At 67.6% G+C, this 18,862-nt stretch carries 23 protein-coding genes; 7 read left to right on the top strand and 16 right to left on the bottom strand.

Going from position 1 to position 18,862, the window contains the following annotated elements; translation table 11 throughout:
• Positions 1 to 31 precede the first annotated feature (31 nt).
• A complete protein-coding gene (locus tag ACAG24_RS19890; protein ID WP_011893017.1) occupies positions 32 to 163 on the bottom strand; it encodes a hypothetical protein in 132 nt (43 codons plus the stop codon).
• A gap of 107 nt (positions 164 to 270) precedes the next feature.
• The gene (locus ACAG24_RS19885; protein WP_370475772.1) at positions 271 to 816 is read right to left on the bottom strand and encodes a DoxX family protein; all 546 of its coding nucleotides are present in this window, start codon (positions 814 to 816) and stop codon (positions 271 to 273) included.
• 102 nt (positions 817 to 918) lie between these two features.
• Between ACAG24_RS19885 and ACAG24_RS19880 the strand changes: the two genes are divergently transcribed.
• The 3 genes from ACAG24_RS19880 to ACAG24_RS19870 are packed head-to-tail and all read left to right on the top strand — an operon-like array spanning position 919 to position 4,508.
• A complete protein-coding gene (locus ACAG24_RS19880; protein WP_370475771.1) occupies positions 919 to 3,210 on the top strand; it encodes an MMPL family transporter in 2,292 nt (763 codons plus the stop codon).
• Positions 3,203 to 3,898 (top strand): TetR/AcrR family transcriptional regulator, encoded by a 696-nt coding sequence (locus tag ACAG24_RS19875; protein WP_370475770.1) that lies wholly within the window; start codon positions 3,203 to 3,205, stop codon positions 3,896 to 3,898. The genes ACAG24_RS19880 and ACAG24_RS19875 overlap by 8 nt, the downstream gene beginning before the upstream one ends.
• A complete protein-coding gene (locus tag ACAG24_RS19870; RefSeq protein ID WP_370475769.1) occupies positions 3,879 to 4,508 on the top strand; it encodes a class I SAM-dependent methyltransferase in 630 nt (209 codons plus the stop codon). Before ACAG24_RS19875 ends, ACAG24_RS19870 begins: the two co-directional genes overlap by 20 nt.
• A 24-nt stretch (positions 4,509 to 4,532) precedes the next feature.
• On the opposite strand, the gene ACAG24_RS19865 is transcribed toward ACAG24_RS19870, so the two are convergent.
• Both ACAG24_RS19865 and ACAG24_RS19860 read right to left on the bottom strand, forming a co-directional pair.
• On the bottom strand, positions 4,533 to 5,447 hold the full coding sequence (locus tag ACAG24_RS19865) for a DUF8686 domain-containing protein (RefSeq protein ID WP_370475768.1): 915 nt from the start codon (positions 5,445 to 5,447) through the stop codon (positions 4,533 to 4,535).
• A gap of 74 nt (positions 5,448 to 5,521) precedes the next feature.
• Positions 5,522 to 6,238 (bottom strand): NAD-dependent deacylase, encoded by a 717-nt coding sequence (locus ACAG24_RS19860; protein WP_370475767.1) that lies wholly within the window; start codon positions 6,236 to 6,238, stop codon positions 5,522 to 5,524.
• A gap of 36 nt (positions 6,239 to 6,274) precedes the next feature.
• Here ACAG24_RS19860 and ACAG24_RS19855 point away from each other — a divergent pair, with 36 nt between their 5' ends.
• The gene (locus ACAG24_RS19855; RefSeq protein WP_370475766.1) at positions 6,275 to 6,640 is read left to right on the top strand and encodes an Rv1152 family transcriptional regulator; all 366 of its coding nucleotides are present in this window, start codon (positions 6,275 to 6,277) and stop codon (positions 6,638 to 6,640) included.
• 10 nt (positions 6,641 to 6,650) lie between these two features.
• On the opposite strand, the gene ACAG24_RS19850 is transcribed toward ACAG24_RS19855, so the two are convergent.
• The gene (locus ACAG24_RS19850; RefSeq protein WP_370475765.1) at positions 6,651 to 7,496 is read right to left on the bottom strand and encodes a class I SAM-dependent methyltransferase; all 846 of its coding nucleotides are present in this window, start codon (positions 7,494 to 7,496) and stop codon (positions 6,651 to 6,653) included.
• Between the two features lie 22 nt (positions 7,497 to 7,518).
• Positions 7,519 to 8,385 (bottom strand): class I SAM-dependent methyltransferase, encoded by an 867-nt coding sequence (locus tag ACAG24_RS19845; protein ID WP_370475764.1) that lies wholly within the window; start codon positions 8,383 to 8,385, stop codon positions 7,519 to 7,521.
• A gap of 34 nt (positions 8,386 to 8,419) precedes the next feature.
• On the opposite strand from ACAG24_RS19845, the gene ACAG24_RS19840 reads away from it, so the two are divergent.
• Entirely contained in the window at positions 8,420 to 8,863 is a 444-nt protein-coding gene (locus ACAG24_RS19840) for a PPOX class F420-dependent oxidoreductase (protein WP_370475763.1), read from the top strand.
• Between the two features lie 18 nt (positions 8,864 to 8,881).
• Entirely contained in the window at positions 8,882 to 9,067 is a 186-nt protein-coding gene (locus tag ACAG24_RS19835; RefSeq protein ID WP_370475762.1) for a DUF5302 domain-containing protein, read from the top strand.
• On the opposite strand, the gene ACAG24_RS19830 is transcribed toward ACAG24_RS19835, so the two are convergent.
• From ACAG24_RS19830 to ACAG24_RS19795, 8 genes are all read right to left on the bottom strand, one after another.
• Positions 9,064 to 10,347, bottom strand: a complete 1,284-nt coding sequence (locus ACAG24_RS19830; RefSeq protein ID WP_370475761.1) for an acyltransferase family protein — start codon at positions 10,345 to 10,347, stop codon at positions 9,064 to 9,066. The genes ACAG24_RS19835 and ACAG24_RS19830 overlap by 4 nt on opposite strands.
• Before the next feature lie 125 nt (positions 10,348 to 10,472).
• Positions 10,473 to 12,104 (bottom strand): monocarboxylic acid transporter, encoded by a 1,632-nt coding sequence (locus ACAG24_RS19825; RefSeq protein ID WP_370475760.1) that lies wholly within the window; start codon positions 12,102 to 12,104, stop codon positions 10,473 to 10,475.
• Entirely contained in the window at positions 12,101 to 12,451 is a 351-nt protein-coding gene (locus tag ACAG24_RS19820) for a DUF485 domain-containing protein (protein WP_370475759.1), read from the bottom strand. Before ACAG24_RS19820 ends, ACAG24_RS19825 begins: the two co-directional genes overlap by 4 nt.
• A 167-nt stretch (positions 12,452 to 12,618) precedes the next feature.
• Positions 12,619 to 14,361, bottom strand: coding sequence for a sodium/solute symporter (locus ACAG24_RS19815; protein ID WP_370475758.1), 1,743 nt, complete (start codon positions 14,359 to 14,361; stop codon positions 12,619 to 12,621).
• Positions 14,358 to 14,732: a DUF485 domain-containing protein gene (locus ACAG24_RS19810; protein WP_370475757.1), complete on the bottom strand. Its 375-nt coding sequence runs from the start codon at positions 14,730 to 14,732 to the stop codon at positions 14,358 to 14,360. Before ACAG24_RS19810 ends, ACAG24_RS19815 begins: the two co-directional genes overlap by 4 nt.
• Positions 14,722 to 15,513 (bottom strand): LytR/AlgR family response regulator transcription factor, encoded by a 792-nt coding sequence (locus tag ACAG24_RS19805; RefSeq protein ID WP_370475756.1) that lies wholly within the window; start codon positions 15,511 to 15,513, stop codon positions 14,722 to 14,724. Before ACAG24_RS19805 ends, ACAG24_RS19810 begins: the two co-directional genes overlap by 11 nt.
• Before the next feature lie 25 nt (positions 15,514 to 15,538).
• Positions 15,539 to 16,747 carry a sensor histidine kinase gene (locus tag ACAG24_RS19800; RefSeq protein ID WP_370475755.1) on the bottom strand — a complete coding sequence of 403 codons (1,209 nt, stop codon included), beginning with the start codon at positions 16,745 to 16,747 and terminating at the stop codon, positions 15,539 to 15,541.
• Between the two features lie 60 nt (positions 16,748 to 16,807).
• Positions 16,808 to 17,110, bottom strand: coding sequence for a DUF732 domain-containing protein (locus ACAG24_RS19795; RefSeq protein ID WP_370475754.1), 303 nt, complete (start codon positions 17,108 to 17,110; stop codon positions 16,808 to 16,810).
• A gap of 119 nt (positions 17,111 to 17,229) precedes the next feature.
• Here ACAG24_RS19795 and ACAG24_RS19790 point away from each other — a divergent pair, with 119 nt between their 5' ends.
• Positions 17,230 to 17,805 (top strand): HhH-GPD-type base excision DNA repair protein, encoded by a 576-nt coding sequence (locus tag ACAG24_RS19790; RefSeq protein WP_370475753.1) that lies wholly within the window; start codon positions 17,230 to 17,232, stop codon positions 17,803 to 17,805.
• Between the two features lies 1 nt (position 17,806).
• Here the strand turns inward: ACAG24_RS19790 and ACAG24_RS19785 are convergent, their stop codons facing one another.
• Entirely contained in the window at positions 17,807 to 18,199 is a 393-nt protein-coding gene (locus ACAG24_RS19785) for a recombinase family protein (protein WP_370475752.1), read from the bottom strand.
• Between the two features lie 31 nt (positions 18,200 to 18,230).
• Positions 18,231 to 18,854 (bottom strand): TetR/AcrR family transcriptional regulator, encoded by a 624-nt coding sequence (locus ACAG24_RS19780; protein WP_370475751.1) that lies wholly within the window; start codon positions 18,852 to 18,854, stop codon positions 18,231 to 18,233.
• Positions 18,855 to 18,862 lie beyond the last annotated feature (8 nt).

Here is an 18,862-nt window from a genome sequence, read left to right as displayed (position 1 = left end):
AGAACGCGCGCCCAGCGGGGCGCGCGTTCTCTCATACTGCGGTAGGGAGGGCCTGGTCGTCGTCGAGTTGCTCCGAGGTCAGGCCCTCGACGAGGAAATCGCCGTGGTAGAGCGCCTCGAAATCAACCTTGATGACATCGGCATTGGTGTCGTCGATCCACATGTACTGGAGAGTAACCACGGGCTCTAAGAGTTCTTTGAGCCTCGTTTGGGAGAACTGTGGCAATTCTTACCGCCCGGTAGGTTCGGCGTTCTACCCGCGAGTAGCAATCACGGTGCAGGTGGTGCGGGTGGTGCGGTGAAGTGGATCGGATTGCTGCCGTAGAGCGCCACCCACGTCACCACCGCGGCCGCGAAAGCCAGCGCCAACAGTCCCAGTTTCACCCGCGATGACCAGGTGAAACGCCGGACAACGCGAGCGTCGACCGAATACTCGCCCGCCCCGGTGAACAACAGCGCCGCGCCGCCGAGCCCGATCAGGAACGGAACGTTGAACGGGTCCGACCAGAACGCGGCGCCGGACACGTTGACCGCCCAGGCGCAGAGCATGGCGCCCACGGTTGCGCTGCCCGCCAGAGGCGTGAGGACGCCGAGTATGAGGCCGATGCCGGCCAACGTTTCGGTGGCGGTGACCATGAAGGCCGCGAACCCGGGGAGGCGCCAGCCGGCGTCGGTGAGGAACTGCACGGTCATCCCGAAGTCGGAGGCCTTGATCAGGCCCGCCTGCACAAGGGCCGCGCCGGTGCCCACGCGCAGGATCAACAGGCCTGTGCTCACGGACGAGTCGATCGGGAGTCGGGTGGTGGTGTCGGTCATGATCAGATCGACCGGACAGGGTCACGAAACTCATCGCCGGGTCTGGTGACTCCAAGTTATCGCTGATAACTTAGCGGCGATATCCCAGGAGGCCCGTTCCCGATGTTGCACCGCATCGCCCTGCTCGCCGTCGCGGCGCCGCGCCGTGTTCTCCTCGTCGCGCTGCTGATCATGGCCGGGTGCGGCGTCTTCGGCGTCCCCGTCGTGACGCACCTGTCCGCAGGCGGCTTCCAGGACCCGACGTCCGAATCCGCGCGCGCGACGCAGCTGCTGGTGGACAAGTTCGACCAGGGCGACATGGACCTCGTCATCGGCGTCACCGGCGAAGACGGCGCCGACAGCCCGGCGGCACGGCAGGTCGGCAGCGACCTGGCCGCCCGGTTGGCGGAATCGCCGCACGTCGGCACCGTGACGTCGGCATGGACCGCGCCGCCGTCCGCCGCCGCCGCGCTCGTCAGTGAAGACGGCAGGACCGGGCTCATCGTCGCCGGAATCACCGGAGGGGAGAGTGGCGCGCAGAAGCACGCCAAGGCCCTGACCGAGGAACTCGTGCACGACCGCGACGGCGTCACCGTGCGGGCCGGTGGTGTGGCGATGACGTATGTGCAGATCAACTCGCAGAGCGAGAAAGACCTCCTGATGATGGAATCGATCGCGATTCCGTTGAGTTTCGTCGTTCTGGTGTGGGTGTTCGGCGGCCTGCTCGCGGCCGCGCTGCCCTTGGCGGTGGGCGCTTTCGCGATTCTGGGTTCGATGGCGGTGCTGCGCGCGGTCACGCTGGTCACCGACGTCTCCATCTTCGCGCTGAACCTGTCCATCGCGATGGGCCTCGCGCTCGCGATCGACTACACACTGCTCATCATCAGCCGTTATCGCGACGAGTTGGCCGACAGCGGCGATGCGTCCGCATCGGGGCGCGAGGCCGCGCTGATCCGCACGATGACGACCGCCGGCCGCACGGTGCTGTTCTCGGCGCTCACGGTGGCGCTGTCGATGGTCGCCATGGTGCTGTTCCCGATGTATTTCCTGAAGTCGTTCGCCTACGCGGGAATCGCGGTCGTCGGCTTCGCGGCACTGGCTGCCATCGTCGTGGCGCCCGCGGCGATCATGCTTGCCGGGGACAGGCTCGACTCGTTGGACGTGCGCAGGCTGGCTCGCCGGATCTTCGGAAGGCCTGAGCCGCAACCTAAGCCCGTCGAGCAGATGTTCTGGTACCGGTCGACGAAATTCGTGATGCGACGGTCGATCCCGATCGGCATCGCCGTGGTCACTCTTCTGGTGCTTCTCGGCGCACCGTTTCTAAGCGCCAAGTGGGGATTCCCCGACGACAGGGTCCTCCCCGACTCCGCCTCGGCCCGGCAGATCGGCGACGAGCTGCGCGAGGACTTCGCTGTCGACTCGTCCACGAACGTCGTCGTGGTCCTGCCCGACGCCGGCGGTGTGACCGTCGAAGAGCTCGACGGGTATGCCGCCGAGCTGTCGCGGGTCGGAGACGTCTCCTCGGTGTCCGCGCCCGGCGGAACGTTCGTCGACGGAAGGAGGGTCGGAGATCCCTCCGCCGCAACGGGTTCGGCCGACGGAAGCGCATTTCTGACCATCGGGAGCACGGCTGCGCTGTTCACCGACGCGTCCGAGACACAACTCGACCGGCTGCACGCCGTCGCCGCGCCCGGCGGGCGCGACGTGCTGGTGACCGGCCTGGCCCAGGTCAACCGCGACAGCGCCGATGCGATCACCTCACGCTTGCCGACGGTGCTCGCAGTGATCGCGGCCATCACGTTCGTACTGCTGTTCCTGCTGACCGGCAGCGTCGTCCTCCCGTTGAAAGCGTTGGTACTCAACGTCTTGTCGCTCACCGCGGCGTTCGGCGCCCTGGTGTGGATCTTCCAGGACGGTCATCTCGGGGCGCTGGGCACGACACCGACGGGGACGCTGGTCGCGAACATGCCGGTGCTGCTGTTCTGCATCGCCTTCGGCCTCTCGATGGACTACGAGGTGTTCCTCATCAGCCGCATCCGCGAGTACTGGCTGGCGTCCGATCAAACCGCCGAAGCCAATGACGAAAGCGTGGCGCTCGGGCTCGCCAGAACCGGCCGGGTCGTCACCGCGGCGGCGCTGCTGATGTCGATCTCGTTCGCGGCGCTGATCGCGGCCAAGGTTGCGTTCATGCGGATGTTCGGCGTCGGGCTGACGCTGGCCGTCCTCGCCGACGCTACGCTGGTACGGATGCTGTTGGTGCCCGCATTCATGCATGTGCTCGGCCGGTGGAACTGGTGGGCACCGAAGCCGCTGGCGCGCCTGCATGAACGCATCGGCTTGCGCGAGTCCCTCGACGACACAGCCGCACCCGCGCAAACGTCGGAACAGGTCACCTCGGGGAGGGTCCTTGACTGACGTCAGCGTCCGTCGTCGCCGTGCGCCCCGGGGCTCCGGGGAGCAGCTTCGCGATGAGATTCTCGACGCCGCAACAGATCTGCTGATCGAGACCGGTGACGAAAAGGCCGTGTCCATCCGGTCGGTGGCACTGCGGGTCGGGGTCACTCCGCCGTCGATCTATCTGCACTTCGCCGACAAGACCGCCCTGCTGGATGCCGTGTGCTGCCGGTATTTCGAGAAGCTCGACGAGCAGATGCAGGCGGTGGCGGCCGCATGTGCCTCGACCATCGAAGTGTTGCGAGCCCAGGGCCTCGCGTATGTCCGCTTCGCGTTGCAGACCCCCGAGATGTACCGCATCGCCACGATGGGTCACGGCGAACCCGGCAGCGGCGTCGATGTGACGCTGAACAGTTCGGCGTTCGTCCACATGCGGGCGACGGTGGAGGCGCTGATCGCCGAGGGTGTCTATCCGCAGGAGGACCCGACGACGCTGGCGCTCGAACTGTGGACGTCTGCCCACGGTGTTGCGGCACAGCTGATTTCGCGCCCCTACCTCCCCTGGGGCGACGTCGAGGAATTCGCAGGCCGTGTCCTGCGCGCGGTGTGCCTCGGACACATCGCGTCGGCGGCCATCGAACCCGACGAGACCCCGACGGAGACAGTGCGCTGGTTGAAGGAGACCGTTGATGAGCGAACACGTCGATAACCCGTTCTTCGCGCGGCTGTGGACGGCGATGTCGTCCAGGGAACCCGAGTCGCTGCGCAGGCTGCGGCGGGAGAACCTGGCAGGACTGAGCGGCCGCGTTCTCGAGGTCGGTGCGGGGACGGGCACCAACTTCGAGTTCTACCCGGCGACGGTGACGGAGGTGGTGGCCGTCGAACCCGAACGCAGACTCATGGCGCTGGCCCAGCAGGCGGCCGGCCGCGCCCCGATACCGGTGACCGTCACCGCGGACACCGTCGAACAGTTCAGTGACGCGGAGCCCTTCGACGCCGTGGTCTGCTCGTTGGTGCTGTGCTCGATCGACGATCCGGAAAGCGTTGTCGGTCAGCTGTTGTCACGATTGAAGCCGGGCGGGGAGTTACGCTACCTGGAGCATGTGGCCGGGCCCGGCGCCCGCGGGCGGCTGCAGCGGTTCGCCGACGCCACCTTCTGGCCGCGCCTGCTCGGGAACTGCCACACCCACCGTCACACCGAGGAGACGATCGCCGGGGCGGGATTCCGCATCACCGGTGCGCGGCGCGAATGGACGTTCCCGCGATGGGCCCCTGTTCCGGTCGCCGAGTTCGCGATCGGGGTCGCGGTCCGGCCGTAAAACGAGGGCGACCACGGCGTCGGCCTATTTGCGCCCTTGATGAATGGTCTGCGCCTTCGCCATGTGGATCCGGTAGCCGATCACCACACTGGAGATGAGCGAGATCGAGATGATGGTTTCGGCGATGAAGAACGACGCATAGTCGATGACCGACCCGATCGGCGGACTTCCGGGCACGGCATTGCGAAGGGGTATGAGCGCGAACAGAATACCGGCCATCATCGAACACGCCCCGAACACCAGACCCCGGCGCCACCGCAGGACGAAGTACGCCGCGGTGACGGCCGCGAGCGCGAGGCCCAGCATCAGGATCATGATGAACACGGCGAAGACCACCATCGGCGTGCTCCGCTTCATCTGCACCGACACGTCGATGCCGGTGCCCTCGATCGGTCCCAGGGTGGGATCTTCGATCGGGTCCGTCGAGAAGAACGAATCGTTGTTGTAGACGGTGACCGTGGTGGGAACGAGATCTCCGTCGGCGGTGACGACCCGAAGTTCCATCAGCGCCGTGTACCTGTCGAACGGATAGTCGGTGACCTTGCCGTACATCGGGAATCGTTGCTCGATGTCGGCGGGCCACTGGCCCTGCCTGAGGTCGATCGCGTCGTTGGTGGTCGACGTCGTCAGGATCCGCATGTCGCTGCCGTAGTTGCCCGTGTCGTCGGCGAGAGCGCCGAATGCCTGGATGTCGCTCAAGGTGACGGTCAGCAACTGGGTCGACGTGTCGGCGCGGTTGATCACCGCGGTGATGTCGATGCGGTCGGGGTTCGCGTCGTCTCCGAACGTCCGGTAGTCATCGGAGGTGGCCCGGCTGATGGCGTACATGCCGAGGCTCGCCGAGATGACGACGGCCAGGACGACCAGACCCGCCACCGCGGCCAGCACGACCTGCAACCTCGGGGAGACGGCATTCCACCGGCGACCGATCGTACCCACGTGAAATTCGCCCTCCCGCAACGCCAGATGGTCGGAGTCTAGGGCCGCAGCGCTCGGAAACGTTGCGAAGCGCGCTAACCGAGCAGTGCAGGCAGTCGCTGCAGCAGGCCGGGCAGAGCAGTGGCGGCCTTCTCGCGCAGGCTCACCGTCGCACTTGCCGATAGCGGGGTCGGCTCGGGATTGACCTCGATGACGGGCGTGCCGTTGGCCACCGCCAGTTCGGGCAGGCCCGCCGCGGGATAGACGACCGACGACGTTCCGACCACGACAACCAGATCAGCCTGGACGACCGCGTCGACCGACTGCTGCCACGCGTCGTCGGGCAGCGGCTCGCCGAACCACACCACGTTGGGTCGGATGAGGCCTCCGCACGCGTCGCAGCTCGGCGGGTCGACCGATTCGATCGGCTCCGGCATATCGGGCACCTGACCCTGGAATGCGGATCGGCACTGACCGCAATGGAATTCGAACAGGCTGCCGTGCACGTGATACACCTGGTTGCTGCCTGCGCGTTCGTGCAGATTGTCCACGTTCTGCGTGACGACGTGCACGTCGGCGTAGTCCTCCCACGCGGCGACGGCGCGGTGCGCGTTGTTCGGCGCCACAGCGCTCATCATGTGGTGGCGCCACAAATACCACGCCCACACCCGGTCGGGATGTGCGCGCCAGCCCTGGCTGCTGGAGATCTCGTACGGATCGACCTTGGCCCACAGACCGGTCTCCACGTCGCGGAACGTCGGCACGCCGCTTTCGGCAGAGATCCCGGCGCCGCTGAATACCGTCACTTGCACTCCACCAAATTAGCGGCTGTGGGTGATACTGGGCACGTGGCCGAGTTGGGGGATTGGGTACGGGTAGATCCGCATGCCGCTAGACCGCTGTTCGACCAGCTCAGAATGCAGATCATCGCGGGGATCCGGGACGGGGAACTGTCTCCTGGCACCCGGCTTCCGACGGTCCGCGAGCTGGCCGGTCAGGTGAATTTGGCGGTGAACACCGTCGCGCGCGCGTACCGCGAGTTGGAAGCCGCAGGAATTCTGGAGACCAGAGGGCGCTTCGGCACCTTCGTCGCGCGGGCCGATCCGGCCGACGCCGCCATGGCGACCGCGGCGAACACCTACGTGTCGGCGGCACGGGCGCTCGGTGTCGCCAAAGGTGATGCGCTTCGGTACGTGGAGACAGCCTTCGGTTGAGCCGCGCCGGTCAGCCGAATTCGAGAAGCGTCATCGTCGGCCGCAACGGGTCGAGCAGCTGCACCCGCTGAGTCGTCCACAGCAACGCGTTGATCAGGTGACCGCGGGCGCGCTCGGCGGGGATGTCGTGCACGGCCCGCACCCCCGGCACAGTGTTGACGAGGTCGGCCAGCTCGGCGACGGTCAGAGTGAACGGCATCGGCGGCACCCGGTAGCGCAGCGAGGTGCGCATGCCCCGGCGGGCCACCGGGGCGAAGGCCGCCGGGCCCAGGTCGAACATCATCCGGCCCCCGGGGAAGCGCGCCGCGCATTCGGTGATCAGAGCCATCGCCTCTTCGGGCTGCAGATACATCAGCAGCCCCTCGGCGGTGATGAACACACCGTGTGAGTTGTCCACCCGATCCATCCAGCTGAAGTCCAACGCGGACTGGGCGATCAGCTGGACACGATCCGAGGCAGGGAGCAGCGCGCGGCGCAGCTCGATCGTGGGCGGGAAGTCGATGCTGACCCACCGGAAGTCGTGGCCGATGTCGAGGTTCTGCGGGCTGTCGGCGTCGAGACGGTAGAACGACGTCTGCATGCCCTCCGCGAGCGCGACGACGGTCGCCTTGGGGTGGTCGCGCAGATACCGTCGCGTCTGCTTGTCGAATGCCAACGCGCGCAACGCCATATCCTGACGGCGGGTGAAGCCGAACTTGGCGAAGTCGAAGTCGATGGAATCGACGAGATGGATCGCCATCGGATCGTCGATGAGGGAGTCGGGGCGCCTGGCCTCGGTCGCCCGTACCTGCAGGGTCATCAGTGCGGTCTCGGGAACCCCGGTGAGGTCTACGGGATGCTTGCCGGTGTCTGTCATCGGTTTCCCATCGTGAGGCTGGTCATGAGCCGAACTGCAGCACGGTGATGCTCTGACGGTTCCTGTGGAAAAATCCGCGATCCAGTTGCGGAAGAGCCGACAGCTTGAACAGGCCGCGGCCGGGCGGCAACGCCACACTGCGGGCGGCGGTCACGCCGGGAATCCGTCCTGCGAGGGTGAGCCCTTCATCGGCGGTCAACGCGAACGGCATCGGCGGGGTGACGTAACGGTTGGACAGCTTCAGGCCGCGAAGCGTGCGCTGGCTCAGCCACGGCGGGATGGAGTCGAACACCATGGCGCCACCGGGAAAGCGTCGTGCGCAATCGCGAATGAGACCGAGTGCGTCGTCGGGCGGCAGGTACATCAGCAGCCCCTCGGCGGTGATGAACACGCCGTCTGCTCTGGTCTGATCGACGCCTCCGGCATCGGCGTCGACCCGGTCCATCCAGCTCCGGTCGAGAGCCGACTGCGCCAGCGGCAGGACGCGATCGTCGGCCGGGAGGAGCTCGTCGCGCAGCTTCATCACCGGCGGCAGGTCGACGGAGTACCAACGGGATTCGTCGAGGATGCCGTCGCGGTCGAGGCGCCAGAAACTGGTCTGCAGTCCTTCGGCGAGCGCGACGACGGACGCCTTTGGGTGGTCGGTCAGATAGGCGCGTGTGCACTCATCGAAAGCCCGCGCGCGCAGCGCGTGCGACTGGTTGGGCCGGCCGAACTTGTCGTAGTCGTATTCGATGGCGTCACAGACGGTGATCGCCCAGGGATCACGGATCACCCCGTCGGAACGCTTGGCCTCGGCCGCACGGTTACGCAGGGTCCACAGGGTGGTGGCGGAGACGCCGTCGAGCACGCTGCCGTCGATCGCGGTGAATCGGCCCACGCGCTCCATGTTTCCAGACGCGCAAAGGTCGTAGGCTCGTGCCATGACCCGCGACGTCTTCGACGACAAGCTGCTGGCGCTGCTCGCAGGCAATTCGCTGGGCGTGCTGGCCACGATCAAGCGCGATGGCCGACCTCAGCTGTCCAACGTCTCCTACCATTTCGACGCACGCAGCCTGACCATCTCGGTGTCCATCACCGAACCGCGGGCCAAGACGCGTAACCTGCGCCGCGACCCCCGCGCCGCGATCCATGTCAGCTCCGACGACGGATGGGCCTACGCCGTCGCGGAGGGCGACGCCGTCCTGACCCCTCCTGCGGCCAATCCCGCCGACGACACCGTCGATGGTCTCGTCGAGCTCTACCGCAAGCTCGCCGGGGAGCACCCGGACTGGGACGACTACCGCAGGGCGATGGTCGACGACCGGCGAGTGCTCATGACACTGCCGATCTCGCATCTGTACGGCATGCCGCCAGGAAAGCGCTGAGCGGGCTACGCTGCCGGTATGGCATCGAAGGAGTCCGCGCAGCCCGCCGAGGACGACAACAAGCGCAAGTTCCGCGAAGCGTTGGAGCGCAAAAATGCCAAGGCCAGCAGCGGCTCGTCACATAAGGACGGCGGCGCCAAACAGTCGAAGGGCGCGCACGGACCCGTCGAGAACCGCAGGGAGTTCCGCCGCAAGAGCGGCTAGCGGGCCAGCGCCCTCGCGGCGATCAGCGCGGTGACCATCGCCGCGGTCAGGGACAGGCCCAGATCTTTGAGGCCCCAGCCGACGGACGCCAGCGTCGCCGCCCCCGCCACGCACAGCAGCAACCCCACCGCCGCGCTGCGCAGGCCGCGCTGCGCGACGACACCGCCGTCCCAGAACGGCAGCGGGTCGTTCTCCAGCGGCCGCAACACCACGAACGCGGCACCGACGACGGCCACCATGACCATCGTCTGCAGCACCGACAGCGCGACGAAGTGCGGTGCGCCGGGAAACCGCGGAGAGCCCAGGTAGTCGAATACCAGGTGCATGCCCAGCAGCAGCGGGATGTGCCACAGGTAGAGCGTCATCGCGCCCGAGTTGCCGATCACCGTCAGCCACCAGACCCGCGGCCTGCGTGCCCACCGCGTGATTGCGGGCGCGGCGGCAATTGCCAATGCGCACATCATGATTGCGTGGCCTGCCAGCAACAGCGTCGGCGGGGACATGTTCTTGAGCTGCTGCGTCTCGATGCCGACCAGGCTCAGCTCATAGGGGCCGACCGCCACAAGTGCCACGTTGACCGCGAACATCGCGGCGCCCAGGAGCAGGGCCGCCTTCGCGGTCAGGAGCCTGCGCCGGTACGCCACGCCGAACATGCCAGGGATCAACCACATCGACAGGTTGAGATAACCGACGAGCGTGGGCACGTCGCCGTTGATCCGGACGGCGTCGACGACCGCCACGACGGCGTACCCGGTCGCCGCCGCCGCGACGAACCGTCCGGTGGTCGTGATGCGGGCCAACAGCGGGACCGCGGCGAGCACCAGAACATAGGCGCCCAGGAACCACAGAAGCTGCGTCGAGATTCCGGCGACGGGCTCGTAGACGTGGATCGGCAACAGCAGCTTCAGCACCACCAGCGTTGCCGCCCAGAACGCGAGGTAGTAGAACACCGGCCGGTACAGCCGGGTGCAGCGGCGCAAAAGCCAATTGCCCCACGGGCTCCCGGGCGTCCAGGACTGCACCGACGCGGCGACGCCCGCGAAGAAGAACAGCGGCATGATCTGGAAGACCCACGTCAGCGCCTGGAAAACCGGCGACGCGGTGAGGAGGTTGCTCCAGATGAACACGTCGTCGCGGATGATGCTCGTCGCCATGACCGTGTGACCGACCACGACTGCCAGCAGCGCGACGATGCGGATGACGTCGATGGCCCGGTCACGGCCGGGTGGGGTGTTCGCCTCGACATCGCCGAGGCGGGGGAACAGCGTGGCTGCGCTCATACATCGATTCTCGGCGCGTGTGGCGCCGCGGGGTCTGAGTAAAACCACCTAGCCGCCGGAATTGCATTCCAGCAGGTGTCATCTCGACCATTTCCTGCTGGAATGCAATTCCGGCTGGGTGTGCCCTAGTGGGCGACCGCCTTCTCGGCACCGATACCGGTCAGCGAGCGGACCTCCATCTCGGCGTTGACCTTCGGGTCACCCCGGTCCGGCGAGGTCAGCGTGCCGACGATGCCGAGGACGAATGCCAGCGGGATCGACACGATGCCCGGGTTGGCCAGCGGGAAGAAGTCGAAATCCGCTCCGGGGATCATGGCTGTCTTGCTGCCCGACACCGCCGGAGAGAAGACGATCAGCACGATGCAGGAGATCAAGCCGCCGTACATGCTCCACAGCGCGCCGCGGGTGTTGAATCGCTTCCAGTACAGCGAGTACACGATGGTCGGCAGGTTGGCCGACGCCGCGACCGCGAACGCGAGCGCCACGAGGAACGCGACGTTCTGGCCGTTGGCGAGGATGCCGAGGCCGATCGCGAACACACCGAGCACGACGGCGGTGATACGCGAAACCTTCACCTGCTCGGCCTCGGTCACCTTGTGAGACTTCAACACGCTTGCGTAGATGTCGTGCGCGAACGACGCCGACGCGGTGATCGTCAGGCCGGCGACGACCGCGAGGATCGTCGCGAACGCGACCGCGGAGATGATGCCGAGCAGGATCACCCCACCGAGTTCGAACGCGAGCAGCGGGGCCGCGGAGTTCACACCGCCCGCGGCGCCGAGAATGCGGTCCGGGCCGACCAGCGCGGCCGCGCCGTAGCCGAGCACGAGCGTGAACAGGTAGAACGCGCCGATCAACGCGATCGCCCAAACGACGGACCGCCGCGCTTCTTTGGCGGTGGGCACCGTATAGAACCGCATCAGCACGTGCGGCAGACCCGCGGTGCCGAGCACCAATGCCAGGGCCAGCGAGATGAAGTTGATCTGCGAGGTCAGCGAGCCGCCGTACTGGGCGCCGGGTGCCAGGACGTCGCGGTCGGCGACGCCGGCAGTGGTGGCGCCACTGATCGCCGACTGCGCCGAACCCAGGATCTCCGAGAAGTTCACCCCGAACTTCACCAGCACCATCACCGTCATGAAACCGGCGCCGGCGATCAACAGGACGGCTTTGATGATCTGGACCCAGGTGGTGCCCTTCATACCGCCGACAAGGACGTAGAGGATCATCAGGATGCCCACCACGGCGATGACTACCGACTGCCCGGCCCGGCTGTTGATGTCGAGCAGCAGCGCAACCAGGCCGCCGGCGCCGGCCATCTGGGCCAGCAAATAGAACAGCGACACCGTCAGTGTGCTGGTCGCCGCGGCCAGCCGCACCGGCCGCTGCTTGAGCCGAAAGCTCAGCACGTCGGCCATGGTGAATTTGCCGGTGTTACGCAGCAATTCGGCGACCAGAAGCAGCGCGACGAGCCACGCGACAAGGAAACCGATGGAATACAGGAAGCCGTCGTAGCCGTAGACGGCGATCGCCCCGGCTATGCCGAGGAAGCTGGCGGCTGACAGGTAGTCGCCGGCGATCGCGATGCCGTTCTGCGGGCCGGAGAAGCCGCGGCCGCCGGTGAAGAACTCGGCGGCGGTGGCGTTGCGCTTGCTCGCTCGGATGACGACGATCATGGTGACGACGACGAAAAGGCTGAAGATGCCGATGTTGGCCAGCGGGTTACCGACCGTCTCGGCGGCCAGCACGGTGGTGGTCATTTGATCTCACTCTCCAATTGCTCGCGCAGCGCCCCGGCGCGCGGATCCAGCTCACGGTTGGCGAATCGGACGTAGAGCCCGGTGATGAGGAAGGTGGACAGGAACTGGCCGAGGCCGATGAGCAGGCCGACGTTGATGTCTCCCCAGACCCTGGTGGCCATGAAATCGTGCGCGAACGCGCCCAGTAGCACGTAGACGGCGTACCAGATCAGGAAGACGGCCGTCATGGGAAAAACGAAGCGGCGCAACCTACTTCGCAGTTCCTGGAACTCCGGGCTGGCTTGCACTTCCAGATAGCGATCGCCACTGATGGCTTCCGGGCGAATCGGAAGGTCTGTTTCGGACACCTTGATCTCACGCTCCTACGACGTTGTGAACCGGTTCTGGGGTGAACGTAGTTGAGATGCAGGTCACATACCCAGCGTTGACGCAGGTCACACGGTGAGCTCGGGGGTGCGTGCGGTGAGCGGTCGATCGGCGACGACGAACGGTGGGCAAGGTGGATCTGGGCGCGTCAGTTCCGAGGCATGCGCTCGATGCCCATGCCCAGGTTCTCCGGCACGTGCATCCGCGCGAACGTCTGGGCCACATCGTCGGGGATGCTCGCGCGGGTCAACCGGCTGACGACGATCATCGTCGCGAACGCCAGCGGCACGCTGACCGCCGCCGGATAGCCGATCAGCACCGCCGGCCAGCCCCCGAGCACGTCCTCGTCGACGCCGCCCACCACCGCGACCGTCACCGCCACGCCGGAGAGCAACCCGCCCACCGCGAGGCCCCACATGGCGCCTCTGGCCGTCAACCCTCGCCACCAGATGCCGAGCACCAGCAGTGGACACAGGGTCGACGCGGCGACGGCGAACGCCAGCCCGACGCTGCGGGACAGCTCCAGGCCGCCAGAAGCCGCCAGCGCCAACGGAATCGGAATCAATCCACCCACCACGGCGGCGATCCGGAAATCGCGGACCCGGCCGGGAAGCACGTCGGTGGCCAGCGCCCCGGCGAAGCTGACCAGCAGCCCCGACGAAGTGGCGAGGAACGCGGCGATCGCGCCGGCGGCCACCAGCGCGGCCAGCAACTGGCCGACCGGCCCCCCGATCGCCGAGCCTGGCGCGAGCAGCACTGCGGCGTCGGCGGTTCCGGTGATCAGCAACTGCGGCACGTACAGCCTGGAGAAGACGCCCAGCAGGGTGGGAAACACGTAGAACAGCGACAGCAGCGCGATCACCGCGAGCGCGGTCCGCCGCGCCGCGCGCCCGTCGGGGTTGGTGTAGAAGCGCACGAGCACATGGGGCAGGCCCATCGTGCCCAGGAACGTCGCGACCATGATCGACAGCACCTGGAACAGCGGGTGAGCACCGCCGAGGCCACCGCCGGACGCGATCCAGTCACCGCCCGCGCTCGGCGTGCCGGCGACGACGGGAGTGGCCGCGCCGGCGGCCAGCGTCAGGGTGCTGCCCGCACCCAACGTGTGCGCGCCGGAGGGGCCGATGGTCGCGTCCTGCACCGGCCGGTCGTCGAGGGTGCCGGTGACCGTGATCCCCGTCGGTTCGGCCACCTGGACGACGACGTCGGTCTCGATGGCCACCGTGGTGTCCTGCTGGACCGTCGGGGGAAGCGGTCCGCCGAGTTCTCCGCCCCGATCGGTCAGGAACAGACCCGTCAGGGCGAGCGCGGGGATCGCGACGGCGGTGAGTTTGAGCCAGTACTGGAACGCCTGCACGAACGTGATGGAGCGCATGCCACCGGCGACGACGTTGGTGATGACGATCGCGCCGACGGCGACCGGGCCGAGCCACACCGGCGTGCCCAGAAGGGTTTTCATCGCCAGACCCGCGCCCTGGTATTGGGGGACCAGGTAAAAGATGCAGACCACGACGACGACAAGCATCGCGACCTTGCGCAGTCGTGCTGAGCCGAGCCGGAATTCGGCGAAGTCAGGGACGGTGTAGGCGCCCGAGCGTCGCAGCGGGGCGGCCACGAACAGCAACAGGCCCAGATAGCCGGCGGTGAAGCCGACCGGATACCACAGCGCGTCGGCGCCGTACTTCGCGATCAGCCCCGCCACCCCGAGAAAGGAAGCGGCCGAGAGGTATTCCCCCGAAATGGCGGCGGCGTTCCACTGTGAGCCGACGGTGCGCGAGGCCACCAGGAAGTCGGAGGTGGTGCGCGAGAACCGGACCCCATAGGCGCCGATCGCGACGGTGGCCACGGCCGCGGCGATCAGCGCGGCAGCCGTCAGCGGTGAGCCCGTCATGGTTCCGCGTCGACGACGCCGACGAAGTCGCGCTCTCCCTGCTCGGCGAGCCGCACGTAGAACCAGCCGATGCCGTAAAGCAGCGGATACACCAGACCTGCCAGCACAAGCCAGTTCAGACGCAGGCCGAACACGGTGACCGCACCCAAACCGGGGAACACCGCGTTCAGCAGGGGGATGGCGCCGATCAGCGCGACCACCACGGCGGCCAGCCGCAGCGCCAGGCCGAGCTGCGCGCGCACGAGCCCGCGCACCAGCGCGTCACCGACCTGGGTCTGTTCCTGGACCTCGACGCGGGTGCGCACCATGCGGGCACCGCGTCGGTGGGCCAGCACGACCCGCTGACGTTGCGGCCGTTCGTTACTGGTCATCCGAACTCCCGGCGGGGCGCAGGCTGCGCATCGGGTTGCGCACCAGCCGGTCTCGCAGTTCCCGGGCCTGCCGTCTGCTCACGGGGAGCTCGACGGCCGGCGACGCGCCGTTGGCTCGCAGCCGTACCAGGACCGCACCGTCGGCGGTGCGCAGACCCGTCACGAGGCGCAGTGCCACGAGGTAGGACCGGTGAACGCGCTGGAAACCGTGGTCACGCCACCGGGTTTCGAGCGTGCTCAGCGGGATGCGCACCAGGTGCGAGCCGGACGCGGAATGCAGCCGCGCGTAGTCACCTTCGGCTTCGACCCAGCCGATGCTGTCACGCGGGACGAGGTGGGTCACCCCGCCCAGCTCGGCGGGGATCACGTCGGACTCCGGCTCCTCGTCGTCCGGCAGCGCGGGGGCTGCGGTGTGCGCGGCGGCGGCGCGGCGCACCGCCTCGTCGAGGCGGTCTTCGCGAATCGGCTTGAGCAGATAGTCGACAGCGCCGACGTCGAAGGCCGCGACGGCTTTGTCGTCGTGGGCGGTGACGAACACGATCGCAGGCCGCTGCGCGTAGTTGGCCAGAACGCCGGCCAGTTCGATCCCCGAGAGGCCGGGCATGTTGATGTCGAGGAACACTGCGTCGATGGAGCGCAGATTGAGTTCTCGCAGTGCCGAAGTCGCGTCGCCGGCACGGAAGACCTCGGCAATGCACGGATGTCTGTCGAGAAGATAGGCGAGCTCGTCGAGGGCGGGGGCCTCGTCATCGACGGCGAGAACGGTGAGCGGCTTCGTCACAGTTCGGTCTTTCGACGCTGTAGCCTCACCCGAATCCACCTCCGCTGGCCCGCACGCCCGACCGGAACTTCGGCACTCTCATGACGACCTTGGTGCCCGCGCCGATCGCGGTTTCGACCACCAGACCGTAGTCGTTGCCGAACGCCGCCCGCAGCCGATGGTCGACATTGGTCAGCCCGACGTGGGCGCCTGCGCGTTCGTTGTCCGCGGCGCTGTCGGAGAGGGCGTCACCGGGTCCGGCGCGCAGCGCGTCGGGATCCATTCCGACGCCGTCGTCTTCGACGGTGATGACGCAGTCGGAGCCCTCGTCGCGCGCGATCAGTTCGATGGATCCGCTGCCGCGTCCCGCGAAGCCGTGCCTCACCGCGTTCTCCACCAGCGGCTGCAACGCAAGGAAGGGGACGACGACGTTGAGCACCTCGGGGGCGACGCGCAGCGTCACCTTCAGTGCTGTCCCGAACCGGGCCCGCTCGAGGGTCAGATAGCGGTCGATGTTGCGCAGTTCGTCGGCCAGCGTGGTGAATTGGCCGGCGGCGCGGAACGAGTAGCGGGTGAAGTCGGCGAATTCGAGGATGAGCTCGCGGGCGCGGTCGGGATCGGTGCGGACGAACGACGCGATCGTGTTGAGGGCGTTGTAGATGAAGTGCGGGCTGATCTGTGCGCGCAGCGCCAGCACCTCGGCGCGGTCGAGCCGGGCGCGCGACGCGTCGAGTTCGGCGAGCTCGATCTGGCTCGCGGCATAGCGGGCGACTTCCCCGACGGCGCCGAGCGTTCCGGGCCCGGGGGAGCGGGTGGTCACGATCACCAGCACGCCGAGCATGTCGCCGGCCTCGTTGACCATCGGCTGGCCCACGACCACCGAGGTCCTGGCGTGCGTCATCACCCGGCGTTCGCCGGAGATCGACTGGCGCGCCGCACGCTCGCAGGCCTCGACGAGGTCGTCGTCCCAGTCGTCGTCGGGGTCGCGGGCGAGCAGTTGGCTGTCGCCGCCGAACACCGCCAGCGCATCGCTGCCGGTGAGGTCGCGCAGGAACGGAGCGGCGGTGCGGGCGGAGTCGCTGGTGAGGCCCCGACGCAACGCCCGGGCGGCCAGGGACGCGGTGTGCAGGGCCGCGTGGACAGCGCGTTCGGTGGGCGTCGCGACGACGCGGCGGGTGCGGACGGCGAGGACGACGGCGGCGACGGCAAGCAGGATCAGGGCGGCGGTCAGAGCGATCGCGAGCTCGCCGGACATCTGTTCTGCTCCTCGCGTGCGGGTGGGCCCAACCCTACGGCGTGGTCGAGGAGCCCCCAGCTACTGGACCGGGCAGGCGTACGTCCTGGCCACGTCGAACACCCGCTCCTGAGCTCCGGGGCCGATCACGCCCTGAGCGGCCAGTTCCAGCCCGATGTAGCCCGGTATGCCGCCGATGCATGCCTGGTGCGAAACACGCCATGCCGTGTCGGGATTGAGGGTGTAGCCATTGCGTTGCAGGCCTTGAAGATAGGCGTCGAACTCCGGCGTGCCCTGGTCCGGTATCGCGTGTGCCGCGGGCGCGAAGGCGAGAGCGGCGGCCGCCGCTGCGGCAAGAGTTGCGAGCACACGTTTCATGTCCATCCCCCACGGATCGGGTCGCGACAGTTCGATACACGGTCGCACACTCCACCGGCACACAAGCCCGGATTTGCGCCAGTCGTCTGTGCCCGAGGGTTCCCGGCACGACTTAGACTCGCCGCGTGGCGAAACTGCAGTTAGTTCAGGAACCCGCGGCCGATGCGCTTCTCGAGGCCAACCCGTTCGCGCTGCTGGTCGGCATGCTGCTTGATCAGCAGATCCCGATGGAGGTGGCGTTCGGCGGCCCGAAGAAGCTCGAGGACCGCATCGGTAGCTTCGTCGCCCGCGTGATCGCCGACTACGACCCGGAGGAGTTCGCCGCGCTGTGCGCACAAACGCCTGCGGTGCACCGCTTTCCGGGTTCGATGGCCAAGCGGGTCCAGGCCTTGGCGCAGGTGATCGTCGACGAGTACGGCGGCGACGCGGCCGCGCTGTGGTCCGACGGCGCCGACGGCGCCGACGTACTGCGCCGCCTCAAGGCGCTGCCGGGGTTCGGCGAGCAGAAGGCCAAGATCTTTCTGGCACTGCTCGGCAAGCAGTACGGCGTCGATGCCAAAGGCTGGCGCGCCGCGGCCGGCGATTACGGCAAGGCGGGCACGCACATGTCGGTGGCCGACGTCAAAGATCCGGGGACGCTGCAAAAGGTGCGGTCGTACAAGAAAGAAGCGAAGGCGGCAGCGAAGGCCGCCAAGGGCTGATTCACGACCTCTGCGCACTCTCGGACGGGCCGACGTCGAGTGCGGCCAGATCGGTCAGCACTTCGGCGACCACACGTCCCGTCGACGTGGCCGTGTCCAGCCCGTTCTGCAGACAGCGCAGCGTGATTCCGCGCGCGGTCAGGTCGGCGACGGTCTGCGCCACCTCGGCCACGGAACGTCCCAGCCGTTCCAGCGCCGCCACGACGACCACATCGCCGGGGCGGGCGTAGCTGAGCAGGGCGAGCAGCCCCGCGCGCATCTTGTCCGCCGAGCCCGCAGTCCTGTCGGTGAAGATTCGCCGCGGATCGACCCCCGCGTCCGCCAGTTGAGAGAGTTGCTCGTCGAGGTCGCCGCGACCGGGTACGGCCGTGGCATAACCCAACGTGACCGTCACCTGTCCAAGGTCTCATGCGGCAGGCGTGCCGTCACCCAGACGCGCCGTCGACATCGGCGGCGAAGAGGGTGCGGCTGACGCGCCGCCACTCCGCTGCCAGGTCGATCTCCCCGTCGGCTTCCAGCCATTGCAGCTGCAGGCCGTCCATCAGTGCCACGACGTGACGTGCCAGTGCGCGGGGATCCGCGGCGAGCGCGGCGAATGCCGCCGCGAACAACGCCAGCGTCCGTTTCCGCCGGGCCCGGAAGAAGTCGTGTGCGGGGTGGTCGGGGGTGAGCGCTTCCGCGCCGAGGACGACGAACAGTCGGATCAGTTCGGGCTGCCGGGCGTTGCGCTCCATGATGGCTGCGCAGACCCTGTGCGCCTGCACGCCGTCGAGTGCCACCGGCTCCTGCGTCTCGCCGAACTGGGCGGCCAGTGCGGCGGCGTCCTCACTGTCGCGATGCGCGAGTACTGCCAGCAGCAGTTCGTCCTTGGAGGGGAAATGGTGCAGGACTCCGGGCACCGTCAGCCCGCACGCGTGGGCGACGTCCTGCACCGACAATCCGAAATATCCGCGCTGCGCGATGAGAGTGGCTGTGGCCGAGAGTATTTGATGCCGCCGGTCGGCGGCGGGCAGGCGGGTGCGCGTACGGGGGGTTACTGATGCAGTCATCTCGCGCC

This window comes from Mycobacterium bulgaricum (assembly GCF_041287165.2).
In the GTDB taxonomy this organism is placed as follows: Bacteria; Actinomycetota; Actinomycetes; order Mycobacteriales; family Mycobacteriaceae; genus Mycobacterium; species Mycobacterium bulgaricum.
The sequence above is the reverse complement of the archived record's forward strand: the minus strand, read 5'-3'. Positions and strand labels throughout refer to the sequence as shown.